A 15656-nucleotide genomic window follows, 5' to 3' on the forward strand; every position below is an offset into this window, starting at 1 on the left:
CCTGTCAGCGGTCGCCTTCATCACTCTCGGAAGCGGGTTCGGACGGGAATACGGAGCGGCGGTCCTCCATCTCCTTGACCAGGTCCAGGAATTCCGAGCGGATCCAGTCGCGAGTGGCGACCTCGCCGAGGCCCATGCGCAGCGAGGCGATCTCCCGCGTGAGGTATTCGGTGTCCGCGATGGACCGCTCGTTCTGCTTGCGGTCCTGCTCGTAGGTGACCCGGTTCCGGTCGTCCTGGCGGTTCTGCGCGAGGAGGATCAGAGGGGCGGCGTACGACGCCTGGAGGGACAGCATCAGCGTCAGGAAGATGAACGGGTACTCGTCCCAGCGCAGGACGGCGGGCGCGAAGACGTTCCAGACCACCCACAGGATGATGGTCAGGGTCATCCAGACGAGGAAGCGGCCCGTACCGAGGAAGCGGGCGATCCGCTCCGAGAACCGCCCGAAGGCCTCGGGGTCGTACTCCGGCAGCAGCCGCGTGCGCGGCGCGCGCGGCTGGTCCAGGCGTACGCGGGGTGCCCGCGGCATCGCGCTCGCGCCGGTCGCCGACCTGGCCCGCTCCTTCGGCTCCGCACCTTTGTCAGTGCCCACGGGCGGTCTCCCCCTCGTGGAATTCCCTCTCGCGCCAGTCGTCGGGCAGCAGGTGGTCGAGTACGTCGTCGACGGTCACCGCGCCGAGCAGAGAGCCGCCCTCGTCCACCACGGGGGCCGCGACCATGTTGTACGCCGCGAGGTAACTCGTCACGGCGGGCAGCGGGGTGCTGGGCGACAGCGGCGGCAGATCGGACTCCACGATCGAGCTGACCAGCGTGAACGGCGGCTCCCGCAGCATCCGTTGGAAGTGCGCCGTCCCCAGGTACTTGCCCGTCGGCGTCTCGTCCGGCGGTCGGCACACGTACACCTGCGCGGCGAGCGCGGGCGACAGGTCCTGCTGCCGTACGCGCGCCAGGGCGTCCGCGACCGTTGCGTCGGGGCGCAGCACGATCGGCTCGGTCGTCATCAGACCGCCCGCGGTCCGCTCCTCGTACGAGAGCAGCCGCCGCACGTCGGCCGCGTCGTCCGGCCGCATCAGCGTCAGCAGCCGCTCCTGGTCCTCCTCGGACAGCTCGGACAGCAGGTCGGCGGCGTCGTCCGGATCCATCGCCTCCAGTACGTCCGCGGCCCGCTCCTCCTTGAGTTTGCCGAGGATCTCCACCTGGTCGTCGTCGGGCAGCTCTTCGAGTACGTCGGCGAGCCGGTCGTCGTCGAGCGCGGCAGCCACCTCGGCGCGGCGCTTCGGGGTCAGGTGGTGCAGGGCGTTGGCGAGGTCGGCGGGGCGCAGCTGCTCGAAGGTGGCCAGCAGGCTCTCCGCGCCCTGTCCGTGCTCCTCCAGCGAGAAGCCGGTGACGGCCGACCACTCCACGGTCAGGGTCTCGCCGCGGCGCCGCAGCGCGCCGCCCTTGCCCTTGCGTACGAAGACCTTGTCGATCTCCCACTCGCGGCGGGCGGGCAGCTGCACGATCGACACGTCGAGGACCGTGACTTCCTCGCCGCCGTCGACGAGGCGGACCCGGCGGTCGAGGAGCTCGCCGAGGACCAGGCGCTCGGTCGGGCGCTGCTCGAAGCGGCGCATGTTGACGACGCCTGTCGTGATGACCTGCCCCGACTCGACGCCGGTGATCCGGGTCATGGGGAGGAAGATCCGCCGTCGGCTGACCACCTCGACGACCATGCCGAGCAGCCGCGGCGGCCGGCGGCCGACGCGCAGCATCGCCACGAGGTCGCGCACCCGGCCGACCTGGTCTCCGTTGGGGTCGAAGACCGCGACGCCCGCGAGGTGCGAGACGAAGATCCGGGGGGCGGCGCCTGATGCCATACGGTGCGCCTCCCTATGTCTGCAAATAAGGCTGGATAACGGGTTCAGGCTAGCCCGTACCGGTCCACACCGCTCCCAACAGGCATCCGGACGGCTCCCTTCCGGGTGATGTGCACGACACAGGTACGCTGCCTGCTGCCACCCCGGACACCCGCATGAGGACACCCGCATGAGAGGCAGTGCGCTTGTGACTGCATTTCCCCCGGCCGCCCGAGCCCGCCTCCGCCGGGCCGCACTCCTGGGCCTTGTGTGCGCCGGGCTCACCGCGTCGCTCACGGCGTGCGCGGAGGAACCGGATCCGGACCAGGGGACCAACGGGCTGGGGAAACTCTCCGCCACCGCCATCGAAGGCAAGGCACGGGCGGCGGCCGGCCGCGCGGAAGCGGTACATCTCTCGGGCACGGTCGTCAGCAAAGGGCGCTCGTACAAGCTCAACATGCGCCTCAAGGAGGACGGCGGCACAGGCTCCGTCACCTCCAAGGGCAGCGCCTTCGAGCTGCTGCGCATCGACGACGAGCTGTTCATGAAGGCCGGGGCCGACTTCTGGGACCACGAGGAGACCGAGCCGTCCGAGCCGACCCACTCGGACGAGGGGGCCGGGGGCAAGCTGGAAGACAAGTACGTGAAGGTGCCGGACGACGACCCCGTGTACGACCAGCTGCGCGGCTTCACCGACAAGGACGTCCTGCTCGACGGGCTCCTGGGGCTGCACGGCAAGCTGGCCAAGGGCGAGCGCGCGACCGTGGGCGGCGTCCGCACGATCGAGGTCACCGGCGGCGCATCGGGTGAGGGCGGCCGCCTCGCCGTCTCACTGATGGGTACGCCGTATCCGCTGAAGCTGGAGCGGGCAGGTGGGGCGGGTGTGGTGAGGCTCGCCGAGTGGGACGAGGACTTCGCGCTGGAGGCGCCGGGTGAGGACGAGACCGTCGACTACGGCGGCCAGCTCCCGAAGACGTCCAACGGCTGAGCGGCGTCGCGGCATTGTGCGTTGGGTGGGTGCGGGTGGGCGGTGCCGCACGGGTCAGCCGTCCGGGGTCTGGGGGCTTGCCCCCAGATTCGACGCCCTAGTGTCCTGCGCCGGAGATTCGTCGGCAGAAACGGGCGAGCGAGGCGAGGATCTCCTCGGCTGTCTTGGTCCAGATGAACGGCTTGGGGTCTTCGTTCCAGTTCTTGACCCACTTGCGGATGTCGGCTTCGAGGGCTTGGACGTTCTTGTGTGCGCCGCGACGGATCATCTGGTCGGCCAGGAAGCCGAACCACCGCTCGACCTGGTTGATCCACGAGGAGCCGGTCGGGGTGAAATGCAGCTGGAAACGGGGGTGTTTGGCCAGCCACGTTCTGATCGCCGGGGTCTTGTGGGTGCCGTAGTTGTCACAGATCAGGTGGACCTGGAGATGTGCGGGGACCTCCTTGTCGATCCTGACCAGGAACTTCTTGAACTCGGCCGCCCGGTGCCGGCGGTGCAGGGCGCTGATGACCTCACCGGTGGCGACATCGAAAGCGGCGAACAAGGTGGTCAGGCCGTTGCGGACGTAGTCGTGGGTGCGCCGTTCGGGCATCCCGGGCATTATCGGCAGGACCGGCTGGGACCGGTCCAGCGCCTGAATTTGGGACTTCTCGTCCACCGAGAGCACCACCGCGCCCTCGGGCGGGTTGAAGTACAGGCCGACGACGTCGTAGACCTTCTCCACGAACAACGGGTCCGTCGACAGCTTGAACGTGTCCGCCAGGTGCGGCTTGAGCTGGAACTTCCGCCAGATCCGGCCGACGGTGGACTTCGACAGACCGCTGCGGTCCGCCATCGACTTACGCGACCAGTGGGTGGCGTTCTTCGGGAGGTCCTCCAGCGTCGTGACCACGACCGACTCCACCTGGTCGATGCTGATGCTGGGCGGCCGGCCGGGGCGGGGCTCGTCCACCAGCCCGTCCAGCCGCTCGGCGAGGAACCGCCGCCGCCACTTGCGGACCGTGTCCGCGGTCACCCGCAGATCCCGGGCGACCGCCACGATCGGCGGCACCTCCGGCCCCGCGCACGCCAGCACAATCCGTGCGCGCAGGGCCAGCGCCTGGGCCGACGTCGCCCGACGCGTCCACCGCTCCAACACCGCCCGCTCCTCATCACAGAGCAGCAGCGGTTCCAGCTTCGGGCCCCGACGAGGAACTGACGCACCAGCAGCAGAAGTCACACAACAACTAACGATCAACTATTGGCGCAGGACACTAGCGCTTCGCGCGTCGCTTCAGCAGTAGCCGCGGCAGCCCCGCCGGTACCGGCATCCGCGTCGTCGCCGTCGTCGGCAACGGCCTTGCCGCCAGCGATCCGTCCGGCAGCTCCCCCGCCACCTCCCGCGGCTCCAGCCGCAGTACGCGGCACTCCCGCCCCCACCGCTCCGTCATCTGCTCCGCGTCGGGCGCGTTCAGGCGCTTGCCCTTGAGCTCGGCGACTGCCGCCTCCCACTCCTCGGTGCCGGCCGCGTGCTCGGTGACGGTGGCCGTCCAGGCGACGAGACGGCCGCCCTTGTCCTTGCTGCGTACGGTCACTTCGGCGGTCCCGCCGTCGGCCAGCCCGGGGAACGGCTGCTCGCCGGGGCCGTCCCCGACGACGTACGCGGCGCCGTCGTGCCACACGTGCCAGAGCGACCGGGCGGGGCCCGTGCCCTGCACCCAGATCAGCCCGGACTTCTTGGTGGCCTCCTCGACGAGGGCCTGGTTGAGGAACGTCTGCGGCGCGGGCGTCTGCGGCATGGGCGTCATGAGTCAAAGCCTAGGCCCAGAGCCTCCCCAGTGCCCCGACAGTTCCGTCATCGCACTACACCCCTTACCGTGAGCCCGTGCCCGCAACAGCCCGCCGCACCGACGGCAAACCCAGCGCACTGAGCGCCCCGCCCGCCGCGCCCCGTATCGACCTGGTGCTGCTCGGCGTCGCCGTCGCCAGCGTCTCGTTCTCGGCGCCGCTCATCGCCGCCACCGCGGCGCCCGCGCTCGCCATCGCGTTCTGGCGCAACGCCATGGCCGTCGGCGTACTGACCCCCGTGGCGCTGCTCAAGCACCGCGCCGAGCTGCGCCGCATCGGGCGCAGGCCACTCCTGCTCGCCGTCGCGGCCGGGGCGCTGCTCGCCCTGCACTTCGGGCTCTGGCTGCCCAGCCTGCGCATGACCTCGGTCGCATCCTCGACCGCGCTCTGCACCACCACGCCGATCTGGACGACGATCCTCCTGCGCATACGGGGCCACCGCCCGCCCCGCATGGTGTGGGCCGGGACGGTGCTCGCCGTCGCGGGCGTGGTGATCCTGACCGGAGTCGACATGACCCTCTCGCCCCGCGCACTCGCGGGCGACGCCCTCGCGCTCGGCGGCGGCATCGCGGCCGCCGGATACGTCCTGCTCGGGGCCGAGGTGCGGCGGACCGTGAGCACGACGGCGTACACCTACATCTGCTACTCCACGACCGCGCTGATCCTGCTCGCGACCTGCCTGGTGGCGGGCGCCGACCTCGGCGGGTACAGCGCCACCACCTGGCTCCAGCTGGCCGCGCTCACCGCCGCCGCCCAGCTCCTCGGCCACTCGCTCCTCAACCGCGTCGTGAGCACCCTGGGCCCCTCCGTCACCTCGACGGCGATTCTGCTGGAGACCCCGGGCGCGGCCCTGATCGCCGCGCTGTGGCTGGGGCAGCAGCCGCCGATGGCCGCCTACCCCGCCCTGGTGGTGATCCTGGCCGGCCTCGCGCTCGTCGTCAGAGCCAGCCGTTCCGCTTGAGCGTGCGGTGGATGGTGACACAGACGACGACGATGGAGCCGAGGACCAGCGGATAGCCGTACCGCCAGTGCAGCTCCGGCATGTGGTCGAAGTTCATGCCGTAGACGCCGCAGATCATCGTCGGTACGGCAACGATCGCCGCCCAGGACGTGATCTTGCGCATGTCCTCGTTCTGGGCGACGGTCGCCTGCGCGAGGTTGGCCTGGAGGATCGAGTTCAGCAACTCGTCGAAGCCGACGACCTGTTCGTGCACGCGCGCCAGGTGGTCGGCGACATCGCGGAAGTACTTCTGGATGTCCGGGTCGACCAGCCGCATCGGCCGCTCGCTGAGCTGCTGCATCGGCCGCAGCAGCGGCGCGACGGCCCGCTTGAACTCAAGAACTTCCCTCTTGAGCTGGTAGATCCGCCCCGCGTCCGAGCCACGCGGACTCCCTTTGGCGGGCGCGGAGAAGACATCGATCTCGACCTCGTCGATGTCGTCCTGCACGGCCGCCGCGACCGCGATGTACCCGTCGACGACATGGTCGGAGATGGAATGCAGCACCGCCGAAGGCCCCTTGGAGAGCAGCTCCGGGTCGTCCTGGAGGCGGTGGCGCAGCGCACGCAGCGAGCCCTTGCCGCCGTGCCGCACGGTGATGACGAAGTCCTTGCCGGTGAAGCACATGACTTCGCCGGTCTCCACGACCTCGCTGGTTGCGGTCAGTTCGGCGTGGTCGACGTAGTGGATCGTCTTGAAGACGGTGAAGAGAGTGTCGTCGTACCGCTCCAGCTTGGGCCGCTGATGCGCGTGTACGGCGTCCTCGACGGCCAGCGGGTGCAGCCCGAACTCGGCCGCGATACCGGCGAATTCGGCCTCGGTCGGCTCGTGCAGACCGATCCAGGCGAAGCCGCCGCCCTCCCGGACGCGGATCATCGCCTCGTGCGGAGTCAGGCACTCCGCGTCCTTCACCCGACGGCCGTCGCGGTAGACCGCGCAGTCGACGACCGCGCTGCTCGCCGACGGGTCGCGGGTGGTGTCGTAACTGCTGTACACAGTGCTGCTCTTGCGCAGGGACGGACGGACCGCTGCGCGCAGGTCACGGATCATCGACATGGCGGGCTCCTTCACGGAGAAGCCGTCTGCGAGGCGTGGCACTGCCCGGAATGGAGACGTGCGGGCCACAGCGCTGGGGCTCCGTACGTCGGCAAAGCGGGCGGCACCGCAAGGACGCGGTGACGGCGTTCGCTCAGACACGGATCAGGCAAATATCGAGTGCTCTTCCGTCGCGCGAAATGCCGTGAGCCCCGTAGGTTTCACCGGTTGGCGGCCGGGTACGAAGGGCTTCAGGCCCCGGGGGACACAGGCTGTACAGGCTGTGCGGAAGAGCGGCTGGTACTGCCGGGTCGACTTCGATCCACCGCAGCCCCACCTCCTCCGGCCGGTCCCCCGTGGGGGATGACGTGATGTCGGGGCTCGAAAGCCACGCTTCTGCGTGCTGCCCTGACCAGCGGCCAAGAGTATCAGCCCACTGTTGTGTCAAGCTCTGCCTTTGCCCGTTCCATACGCGACCTATGCTCGCGGTATGGGAGATGTTCTTGCGCTGGTAGAAGCCCGGTTGCGTACGACTCTGGGTGAACCGGACGCGCGCGCCGCCGTCACGTTCCTCGGTACGGACCGAGTGGAGGTACTGCGGTTCGTGGACGGCGACGTCGTCCGCTACGCCACTCTCGGCATGTCGGCCCGGCCGATGGCCGACCCCAACGACGTCGTCGCCGACCCGGTGAAGGGCCCGCGCGCCGAGCTGGTCCTGTCGGTACGGGCGGGGGTCGCCGACACCGACAAGGTGCTGCGCCCGCTCGCGGTTCTCGCCGCTTCCCCGCAGGTCGAGGGCGTCATCGTGGCTGCGGGCGCCTCGCTCGACCTCGGTGAACCGCTGTGGCCGGGGGCGCCGTTCAGTTCCGTACTGGTGGCGGAGTCCGGCGGCCTGATCGAGGACCTGGAACTGGACGCCCCCATGGAGCCGGTGCGCTTTCTGCCGCTGCTGCCGATGACACCGAACGAAGCCGCGTGGAAGCGGGTCAAGGGCGCACAGGAGCTGCAGGAGCGCTGGCTGGCGCACGGCACTGACCTGCGCGACCCGGTGCGTGCGTCCGTACCCCTCGACTGATTTCCGGTGGGGCACGCTGCGGACGGGTGATCGTCCTTGACGCGAGGACGGCCGGGGAGGACCGTTGGGCTCTATGAGGGGCGAACCCAGTTGCCCGAAGTGTGGTGGCCGGGTCAGGGCGCCCGGTCTTTTTGCCGACTCCTGGCAGTGCGACGTCCACGGCGTTGTGCACCCGCTGCAACCCGTGGTCCCACCCAGCGTCGAGGCCCTCACCGTGGCGGTGAAGCGTGCCAAGGTGCCGGTGTGGATGCCCTGGCCGCTGCCTGTCGGCTGGCTCTTCACCGGTGTGGCCAGCGCCGGCGACGACCGCGGTGGCTCGCGCGCCACCGCCGTCGCCTGCTCCGGACCGGGACCGCTGGGCGGTATAGGTGAGCTTCTGCTGATCGCGGAGGAGCTCGGGGTCGGCCTCGGCGCACGCTATGCGGGCGTGGACGGACCGGACCCCGGCACGTACATCAACATGGAGAAGGCGCCGCAGGTCAAGGTTCTGGCGGCGGGCCGGCCCACGCCGCTGTGGCACGTGTCCGGTACGCCCGACGACAGAGCGGTCTTCGCGGGCGAGGCGTGCGGGCTGTGGCTCTGGGCGGTCGTCTGGCCGGAGCGGTCGGGCCTGATCATGTACGACGAGCTGGTGCTGACCGATCTGCGCGAGGCGGGTGCGGAGGTCGACCTGGTGCCGTGCGGGGCGCTGTCGCCTCGGATCCTCTCCTGACCCGGGGCTGACCGCGCGCTGAACTGGTGCTGACCGCGTGCTGACCCGGGGCTGTTCGATTCCCGGCTATCCTTGAGCGTCCCCCCTGTCCCGCCGAGCCCCGGAGTCACGCGTCGTGCGCATTGATCTGCACACCCACTCCACGGCTTCGGACGGCACGGACACCCCGGCCGAGCTGGTGCGCAACGCTGCCGCCGCCGGACTCGACGTCGTGGCGCTCACCGACCACGACTCGGTACGCGGCCACGCCGAGGCGATCGCCGCACTCCCGGACGGCCTCACCCTCGTCACCGGCGCAGAGCTCTCCTGCCGCATCGACGGCATCGGGCTGCACATGCTGGCGTACCTCTTCGACCCCGACGAGCCCGAGCTGGCGCGCGAGCGCGAACTGGTGCGGGACGACCGGGTGCCGCGTGCGCGGGGCATGGTCGCCAAGCTCCAGGAACTCGGCGTTCCGGTCGAGTGGGAGCAGGTGGCCCGTATCGCCGGAGACGGTTCGGTCGGCCGCCCGCACATCGCGTCCGCGCTGGTCGAGCTCGGCGTCGTCAAGACGGTCTCCGACGCTTTCACGCCCGACTGGCTCGCCAACGGCGGCCGTGCCTACGTCGAGAAGCACGAGCTCGACCCCTTCGACGCGATCCGCCTCGTCAAGGCGGCCGGCGGAGTGACCGTCTTCGCGCACCCCGGCGCCGCCAAGCGCGGCGAGACCGTCCCCGAGAGCGCCATAGCGTCCCTGGCCGCCGCCGGTCTCGACGGGATCGAGGTCGACCACATGGACCACGACGAGCCCACCCGCGCGCGGATGCGCGCCCTCGCCGCCGACCTCGGCCTGCTGCCCACGGGCTCCAGCGACTACCACGGCAGCCGCAAGACCGTACGGCTCGGGGAGTTCACCACGGACCCCGAGATCTACGGCGAGATCACACGGCGCGCGACCGGCGCGTTCCCGGTGCCCGGCGCGGGCGGAAGCGTCCGCTCGTAGGCCACGCTCCTCTGTTGCGGCGCTCGTCATCGCAGCGCCACCCCTTTTCTCTGTACGACCCTCTTCTCGCAAGGCCTCACTGTGCTCGACTTTGCCGTTTTCGGATCCCTCTTTCTCACGCTTTTCGTGATTATGGACCCCCCTGGGATCACCCCGATCTTCCTTGGCCTGACCTCGGGCCGACCTGCCAAGGTGCAGCGCAGGATGGCCTGGCAGGCTGTCGCCGTCGCGTTCGGCGTCATCGCCGTCTTCGGCGTGCTCGGCCAGCAGATCCTCGACTACCTGCACGTCTCCGTCCCCGCCCTCATGATCGCGGGCGGTCTGCTGCTCCTGCTCATCGCGCTCGACCTGCTCACCGGCAAGACCGATGAGCCGACGCAGACCAAGGACGTCAACGTCGCCCTCGTACCGCTGGGCATGCCGCTGCTCGCCGGGCCCGGCGCCATCGTGTCCGTGATCCTGGCGGTGCAGCACGCGGACGACGTCACGGCGCAGGTCTCCGTCTGGGCGGCGATCGTCGCCATGCACGTCGTCCTGTGGCTCACCATGCGCTACTCGCTGCTGATCATCCGGGTGATCAAGGACGGCGGTGTGGTCCTGGTGACGCGTCTGGCCGGCATGATGCTCTCCGCGATCGCGGTGCAGCAGATCATCAACGGCGTCACCCAGGTCATCCAGAACAGCTGACCCGGAACAGCACAGCGCCCCCGTACGCAATCGGTACGGGGGCGCTTCCTCTTCTCACGGCGAACGCGTTACGAAGCCGAGGTCTCGGCCGGGCGGATGTAGATGCGCTGGCCGATCGAGGCGGCCTGCTGCACGATCCGGTTGACGGAGGCGGCGTCCACGACGGTGCTGTCAACGGCGGAGCCGTCGACGTCGTCCAGGCGCATGATCTCGAAGCGCAAGGCTTCTCCCTTCGTCTGATCCTCCTGCTGGAGAACTATGTGTGGGAACGCGAGGCCGGGTGCCCCGCGTTCTCTAAGGGTTACAACGAGATGCTCCCTGCAATCATTCCCTACGCTAAAGAAAATTTTCGACTGTCTAAATACCCGCTGGTAGCGGGACCGGTTGTACCTGCTCGGTCACGCCACCGACAATGAGATCCGTATGGACGACGCACAGCCTTCGGGCCCCTCCGAACTCGCCCGGCTCGACGCCCGCCTGGAGCGCACCAACGAGCTGCTCCAACGCATGCTCGCCGAGGTGGCGAAGACCCCATCGACCCATGCGATCTTCGTGGACGCCGGATATGTGTACGCGGCGGCAGGCCTGCTCGTGACCGGGACCGAGGACCGCAGGTCCTTCGACCTCGACGCGGAAGGGATCATCGAGGCCTTCATCGACAAGGCCCGCACGATCTTCGCGGACAGCAGGCTGCTGCGCGTCTACTGGTACGACGGAGCCAGGCGCCGCATCCACACCACCGAGCAGCAGTCGATCGCCGAGCTGCCCGACGTCAAGGTCCGCCTCGGCAACCTCAACGCCAACAACCAGCAGAAGGGCGTCGACTCCCTGATCCGTACGGACCTGGAATCGCTCGCCAGGCACCGCGCGATCAGCGACGCGGCGCTGGTGGGCGGCGACGAGGACCTGGTGTCCGCGGTCGAGGCCGCCCAGGGGTACGGCGCGCGCGTCCACCTCTGGGGCATCGAGGCGGGCGAGGGCCGCAACCAGGCCGAACCGCTCCTGTGGGAGGTCGACAGTCAGCGCACGTTCGACCTCGACTTCTGCAAGCCGTACGTCACGCGCCGCCCCGTCACGACGTACGAGAACGAGGGCACGCCGCGCCCGACCCGCGAGGACGTCCGTTTCATCGGCGCACAGATCGCGGCGGCGTGGCTGGGTGCGCGGGGCCGGGAATCCCTGGCGGACCTGCTGCCGGGGCACCCGTACCTGCCGGGCTCGGTGGACCAGGAGCTGCTCGTCGAGGCGGAACGCCTGCTCCAGCGGTCGCTGCGCGGGCACGCGGATCTGCGGCGGGCGCTGCGGGACGGCTTCTGGCAGCACCTGCAGGCGCAGTACTGAGCTACGGCTGGCGGTCCCAGAACTCGACCAGCGCCTTCGCCGTCTCCTCGGGCCGGTCGGTGTTCGGCGAGTGCTGGGCGCCCTCGATCACGGTCCGGTGCGCGTGCAGCCGCTCGGCCATGTCGTCGAGCAAGGGCACCGGCCAGGTGTCGTCCGTGACCCCCGACACCACATGCACCGGCATTGGTACGGCGGCGAGTTCGGCCACGCGGTCCGGCTCGACCGTCAATTGCCGCCCGGTGGCGATGAGTTGGGTGGGGTTGTGCCGCAGCCAGCGTGCGCGCAGGGCGGCACTGTCGGTGTCGGTGTCCTCGGGCGGGTCCAGCGCCTGCATGGCGTCCCAGACCTCGTCCATGGTCAGGGTGGCCAGCGCCTCCGTCAGCATCTTCACCTTCTGCTGCTGAGCGGGCGAGACTTGGGCGGACCCGGACGACATGAGCGTCAGCGAAGCGAACGGCGCCGGGTCCTTGAGCACAGCCGCGCGGGCGATCTGGCCGCCGAGGGAGTGGCCGACGAGGTGTACGGGACCGCCGACGGCTTCGGCCTGGGCGAGCACGTCCCGGGCCAACTCGCCCTGGGCATAAGACGCTTGGCCCTCCGGACCCTCGGACTCGTACTGCCCGAGCCCGTCGACCGCGACCACCCGGTACCCGGCCTGTGCGAGGGGCACCAGCATCGCGATGAAGTCCTCCTTGCTCCCGGTGTACCCGGGCAACAGCAGCGCGCGACCTCGCGGCTCGCCGAGGAGGGGCCCCGCTTCGAGCGCGGCGAAGGTGCCGCGGGACGTGCGCAGGGTGAGGGCGCGAGTGCCGGGGGGCGGCGTGAAGGTGGGAGGCCTGCTCATGCGACGAGGCTAGCGCGACGGCAGCGGCGGATTCGCGAGTGCGGAGGGGGACGGGGGCGTAGGGAGTGGTGTTCGGGACGTAAAGCGTGATTTGTGCGCGGGACGCCGGGAGGCTTTCGGTGACCCGGGATCGCAGCTAAATCATGCAGTCCCGAATGCCGCTCCCGTAGGCCCCGGCGCCCGGCGCCAGACAGGCCCGGCAGCGCGCCCGCCCCCGGGAAGGCACAGCATGCAGTCCCGGACGCTGCTCCCGGAGGCCCCGGGCCCCGGCACCACGACCCGCCCCGAGCCGACATGCCAATGGCCCGGCCCCCTCACGGGAGACCGGGCCATCTACGGCTGGATCAGCTCTCGGACTGCGAAGCCACAGCCGCGCGTGTCCGGCGGCGGGGCTTCTTCGGAGCCTCGGGCTCCGAAGCCTCGGCCGTCACTTCGACGGCCGCCTCGACCGGCTTCGCGGCACGCGTCCGGCGGCGCGGCTTCGCGGGAGCCTCGGCCTCCGCGACCTCCGTCACGTCGGCCGTCACCTCGACCGCCTTCGCGGCACGCGTCCGGCGGCGCGGCTTCGCCGGAGCCTCGGGCTCCTCTGCGGGAGCCGGGACCACTGTTGCCACCGTGGTGTCCCCCTGCGTCACCGTCACGCGGGTGCGCCGACGCCGACGCGGCGTGCGCGTCTCGGTCGCGTCAGCCGCGCCACCGGCGTCGACCGCTTCGGGAGCCGAGTCCACAGGCGTAACCGCAGCCGCAGCCGCAACTTCGGCCTCGCCCTCGGAGACCGGCGCCCCATTGCGCGTGCGCCGACGCTGACGCGGCGTACGGGTGCGCGCAGGGCGCTCCTCCGTAGCAACCGGCGCAGCAGCCGCCGCCGACTTGCGACCGCGGCCGCCCGTCTCGCCGAGGTCCTCGACCTCCTCCGCACGCAGGCCCGCGCGGGTGCGGTCGGCCCGGGGCAGTATGCCCTTGGTGCCGGCCGGGATGCCCAGGATCTCGAACAGGTGGGCAGACGTGGAGTACGTCTCCTCCGGCTCGTCGAACGGCAGGTCCAGCGCCTTGTTGATCAGCTTCCAGCGCGGGATGTCGTCCCAGTCGACCAGCGTGACCGCCGTACCGGACGCACCCGCGCGACCGGTGCGGCCGACGCGGTGGAGGTACGTCTTCTCGTCCTCCGGCGACTGGTAGTTGATGACGTGGGTGACGCCCTCGACGTCGATGCCACGCGCGGCGACGTCGGTGCACACCAGCACATCGACCTTGCCGTTACGGAACGCACGCAGCGCCTGCTCACGCGCGCCCTGCCCCAGGTCACCGTGCACCGCGCCGGACGCGAAGCCGCGCTTCTCCAGCTGCTCGGCGATGTCCGCGGCGGTCCGCTTCGTACGGCAGAAGATCATCGCGAGCCCGCGGCCGTCGGCCTGCAGGATGCGGGAGACGAGCTCCGGCTTGTCCATGTTGTGCGCACGGAAGACGTGCTGCGTGATGTTCGCGACGGTCGCGCCCTCGTCGTCGGGCGACGTGGCACTGATGTGCGTCGGCTGCGACATGTAGCGACGGGCGAGGCCGATGACGGCGCCCGGCATGGTCGCCGAGAACAGCATCGTCTGACGCTTCGGCGGCAGCATGTTCATGATCTTCTCGACGTCGGGCAGGAAGCCCAGGTCGAGCATCTCGTCGGCCTCGTCGAGGACGAGCGAGCGGATGTGGGAGAGGTCGAGCTTCTTCTGCCCGGCCAGGTCCAGCAGACGCCCGGGCGTGCCGACGATCACGTCGACGCCCTTCTTGAGCGCCTCGACCTGGGGCTCGTACGCACGGCCGCCGTAGATCGCGAGGACGCGGACGTTACGGACCTTGCCGGCGGTCAGCAGGTCGTTGGTGACCTGCTGGCACAGCTCACGGGTGGGGACGACGACGAGCGCCTGCGGGGCGTCGGTCAGCTGCTCGGGCTTGGCCCGGCCGGCCTCGACGTCCGCGGGGACGGTGACGCGCTCGAGCAGCGGCAGGCCGAAGCCGAGCGTCTTGCCGGTGCCGGTCTTGGCCTGGCCGATGACGTCGCTGCCGGAGAGCGCGACGGGGAGCGTCATCTCCTGGATGGGGAAGGGGGACAGGATGCCGACGGCCTCAAGGGCTTCGGCGGTCTCGGGGAGAATCCCGAGGTCTCGGAACGTAGTCAGGGTGCTGCCTCTTCTGTGAGACGCGGCGTGACGCGAACGAAGGGGGTCGTACCGTGCCTGGTTCTCGTCCGGCCAAAAAAATGGGCCGGGTGGCGCGGGACCACGTGCCGTCGCTCAAGCGCTCGTGCCGCTGAGGGGGCCCCTCATCTGCGGTCGTACGCTTTCGTACGCCCCGCGTGGAGGGCTGTCGGGTCGGAGCCGATCGGGCCACCGACCGGGCATCCTCATTCAAATGCGCCGCGAAATGACTGAGCACTCTGCAGGCGCATTACCACTGTACCCCGGAATCGCGCATGTGTGTTGGGACGATTTCCCGGAACGGTGTGACAGCAGTGGCTGACCAGCCCCTTACGCACGGCGGGGGGCGGGCTATTGTGCGGTTCATGGAGACGCCTGACAACGCCACTGCCCCCGAAGAGACAACCAGGACCGGTATCGCGGCCCAGGACTGGGCCACGGCCTCCACCGAGCCGAATTACCGCGCCGCGGTCGTGGACCTGCTGGGCGCGCTCGCGTACGGCGAGCTGGCCGCCTTCGAACGCCTCGCCGAGGACGCCAAGCTCGCACCGACGCTCGGCGACAAGGCCGAGCTGGCGAAGATGGCGTCCGCAGAGTTCCACCACTTCGAGCAGCTGCGCGACCGGCTCACCGCGATCGAAGAGGAGCCGACGGCGGCGATGGAGCCCTTCGCGAAGGCGCTGGACGACTTCCACCGCCAGACCGCGCCGTCCGACTGGCTGGAGGGTCTCGTCAAGGCGTACGTCGGCGACTCGATCGCCAGTGACTTCTACCGCGAGGTCGCGGCCGCCCTGGATTCGGACACCCGCGAGCTGGTGCTCGCCGTACTGGACGACACCGGCCACGGAAACTTCGCGGTGGAGAAGGTACGCGCCGCGATCGAGGCGGACCCGCGCTGCGGCGGGCGGCTCGCGCTGTGGGCACGCAGGCTGATGGGCGAGGCGCTCTCGCAGGCGCAGCGGGTGGTGGCGGAGCGGGACGCGCTCTCCACGATGCTCGTCGGCGGTGTGGCGGACGGCTTCGATCTGGCGGAGGTCGGGCGGATGTTCTCGCGGATCACCGAGGCCCACACGAAGCGGATGGCGGCGCTGGGGCTGGCGGCCTAACCCACGTAGTTGATCAGCGTCCGCGCCCAATGGCGGCGTA

General features: G+C 70.1%; 16 protein-coding genes. 8 read left to right on the forward strand and 8 right to left on the reverse strand.

What is annotated here, in order from left to right; all coding sequences use genetic code 11:
• Window positions 1-4: 4 nt before the first annotated feature.
• Window positions 5-529, reverse strand: a complete 525-nt coding sequence (locus PXH83_RS20325; RefSeq protein ID WP_274562918.1) for a DUF1003 domain-containing protein — start codon at window positions 527-529, stop codon at window positions 5-7.
• A 52-nt stretch (window positions 530-581) separates the two neighbouring features.
• On the reverse strand, window positions 582-1856 hold the full coding sequence (locus PXH83_RS20330; protein WP_274561817.1) for a magnesium transporter MgtE N-terminal domain-containing protein: 1275 nt from the start codon (window positions 1854-1856) through the stop codon (window positions 582-584).
• A 187-nt stretch (window positions 1857-2043) separates the two neighbouring features.
• Between PXH83_RS20330 and PXH83_RS20335 the strand changes: the two genes are divergently transcribed.
• Entirely contained in the window at window positions 2044-2823 is a 780-nt protein-coding gene (locus PXH83_RS20335) for a hypothetical protein (RefSeq protein WP_274561818.1), read from the forward strand.
• 97 nt (window positions 2824-2920) lie between these two features.
• Here the strand turns inward: PXH83_RS20335 and PXH83_RS20340 are convergent, their stop codons facing one another.
• On the reverse strand, window positions 2921-4042 hold the full coding sequence (locus PXH83_RS20340; RefSeq protein WP_420803165.1) for an IS630 family transposase: 1122 nt from the start codon (window positions 4040-4042) through the stop codon (window positions 2921-2923).
• Between the two features lie 34 nt (window positions 4043-4076).
• On the reverse strand, window positions 4077-4610 hold the full coding sequence (locus PXH83_RS20345) for a hypothetical protein (RefSeq protein WP_274561819.1): 534 nt from the start codon (window positions 4608-4610) through the stop codon (window positions 4077-4079).
• A 77-nt stretch (window positions 4611-4687) separates the two neighbouring features.
• Between PXH83_RS20345 and PXH83_RS20350 the strand changes: the two genes are divergently transcribed.
• Window positions 4688-5611, forward strand: a complete 924-nt coding sequence (locus PXH83_RS20350; protein WP_274561820.1) for a DMT family transporter — start codon at window positions 4688-4690, stop codon at window positions 5609-5611.
• Here the strand turns inward: PXH83_RS20350 and PXH83_RS20355 are convergent.
• Window positions 5589-6704, reverse strand: coding sequence for a magnesium and cobalt transport protein CorA (locus PXH83_RS20355; protein ID WP_274561822.1), 1116 nt, complete (start codon window positions 6702-6704; stop codon window positions 5589-5591). The genes PXH83_RS20350 and PXH83_RS20355 overlap by 23 nt on opposite strands.
• Window positions 6705-7173: 469 nt before the next feature.
• Between PXH83_RS20355 and PXH83_RS20360 the strand changes: the two genes are divergently transcribed.
• From PXH83_RS20360 to PXH83_RS20375, 4 genes are all read left to right on the forward strand, one after another.
• Window positions 7174-7758, forward strand: coding sequence for a suppressor of fused domain protein (locus tag PXH83_RS20360; protein ID WP_274561823.1), 585 nt, complete (start codon window positions 7174-7176; stop codon window positions 7756-7758).
• A 73-nt stretch (window positions 7759-7831) separates the two neighbouring features.
• Window positions 7832-8470 carry a DUF6758 family protein gene (locus tag PXH83_RS20365; protein ID WP_274561824.1) on the forward strand — a complete coding sequence of 213 codons (639 nt, stop codon included), beginning with the start codon at window positions 7832-7834 and terminating at the stop codon, window positions 8468-8470.
• Between the two features lie 115 nt (window positions 8471-8585).
• Window positions 8586-9452 carry a PHP domain-containing protein gene (locus PXH83_RS20370; RefSeq protein WP_274561826.1) on the forward strand — a complete coding sequence of 289 codons (867 nt, stop codon included), beginning with the start codon at window positions 8586-8588 and terminating at the stop codon, window positions 9450-9452.
• Window positions 9453-9533: 81 nt separating this feature from the next.
• The gene (locus tag PXH83_RS20375; RefSeq protein WP_274561827.1) at window positions 9534-10139 is read left to right on the forward strand and encodes a MarC family protein; all 606 of its coding nucleotides are present in this window, start codon (window positions 9534-9536) and stop codon (window positions 10137-10139) included.
• 68 nt (window positions 10140-10207) lie between these two features.
• Here PXH83_RS20375 and PXH83_RS20380 read toward each other — a convergent pair whose 3' ends face one another.
• Window positions 10208-10360: a hypothetical protein gene (locus PXH83_RS20380; RefSeq protein ID WP_199814110.1), complete on the reverse strand. Its 153-nt coding sequence runs from the start codon at window positions 10358-10360 to the stop codon at window positions 10208-10210.
• 202 nt (window positions 10361-10562) lie between these two features.
• On the opposite strand from PXH83_RS20380, the gene PXH83_RS20385 reads away from it, so the two are divergent.
• On the forward strand, window positions 10563-11480 hold the full coding sequence (locus PXH83_RS20385; RefSeq protein ID WP_274561830.1) for an NYN domain-containing protein: 918 nt from the start codon (window positions 10563-10565) through the stop codon (window positions 11478-11480).
• A gap of 1 nt (window position 11481) precedes the next feature.
• Here the strand turns inward: PXH83_RS20385 and PXH83_RS20390 are convergent, their stop codons facing one another.
• Entirely contained in the window at window positions 11482-12324 is an 843-nt protein-coding gene (locus tag PXH83_RS20390) for an alpha/beta fold hydrolase (RefSeq protein ID WP_274561832.1), read from the reverse strand.
• A gap of 344 nt (window positions 12325-12668) precedes the next feature.
• Window positions 12669-14402, reverse strand: a complete 1734-nt coding sequence (locus PXH83_RS20395; RefSeq protein WP_420803190.1) for a DEAD/DEAH box helicase — start codon at window positions 14400-14402, stop codon at window positions 12669-12671.
• A gap of 473 nt (window positions 14403-14875) precedes the next feature.
• Here PXH83_RS20395 and PXH83_RS20400 point away from each other — a divergent pair, with 473 nt between their 5' ends.
• Complete coding sequence (locus PXH83_RS20400; protein ID WP_274561834.1) at window positions 14876-15616, forward strand: ferritin-like fold-containing protein; 741 nt, start codon at window positions 14876-14878, stop codon at window positions 15614-15616.
• Window positions 15617-15656 lie beyond the last annotated feature (40 nt).

Source organism: Streptomyces spiramyceticus, from assembly GCF_028807635.1.
GTDB classification, from domain to species: Bacteria; Actinomycetota; Actinomycetes; order Streptomycetales; family Streptomycetaceae; genus Streptomyces; species Streptomyces spiramyceticus.

Bases quoted from the DNA above. Each gene is read 5' to 3' on its own strand.
- PXH83_RS20400 (WP_274561834.1), top strand. From the start codon at position 14,876: ATGGAGACGCCTGACAACGCCACTGCCCCCGAAGAGACAACCAGGACC.
- PXH83_RS20385 (WP_274561830.1), top strand. From the start codon at position 10,563: ATGGACGACGCACAGCCTTCGGGCCCCTCCGAACTCGCCCGGCTCGAC.
- PXH83_RS20360 (WP_274561823.1), top strand. From the start codon at position 7,174: ATGGGAGATGTTCTTGCGCTGGTAGAAGCCCGGTTGCGTACGACTCTG.
- PXH83_RS20330 (WP_274561817.1), bottom strand. From the start codon at position 1,856: ATGGCATCAGGCGCCGCCCCCCGGATCTTCGTCTCGCACCTCGCGGGC.
- PXH83_RS20390 (WP_274561832.1), bottom strand. From the start codon at position 12,324: ATGAGCAGGCCTCCCACCTTCACGCCGCCCCCCGGCACTCGCGCCCTC.
- PXH83_RS20395 (WP_420803190.1), bottom strand. From the start codon at position 14,402: ATGACGCTCCCCGTCGCGCTCTCCGGCAGCGACGTCATCGGCCAGGCC.
- PXH83_RS20345 (WP_274561819.1), bottom strand. From the start codon at position 4,610: ATGACGCCCATGCCGCAGACGCCCGCGCCGCAGACGTTCCTCAACCAG.
- PXH83_RS20355 (WP_274561822.1), bottom strand. From the start codon at position 6,704: ATGTCGATGATCCGTGACCTGCGCGCAGCGGTCCGTCCGTCCCTGCGC.
- PXH83_RS20365 (WP_274561824.1), top strand. From the start codon at position 7,832: ATGAGGGGCGAACCCAGTTGCCCGAAGTGTGGTGGCCGGGTCAGGGCG.
- PXH83_RS20325 (WP_274562918.1), bottom strand. From the start codon at position 529: ATGCCGCGGGCACCCCGCGTACGCCTGGACCAGCCGCGCGCGCCGCGC.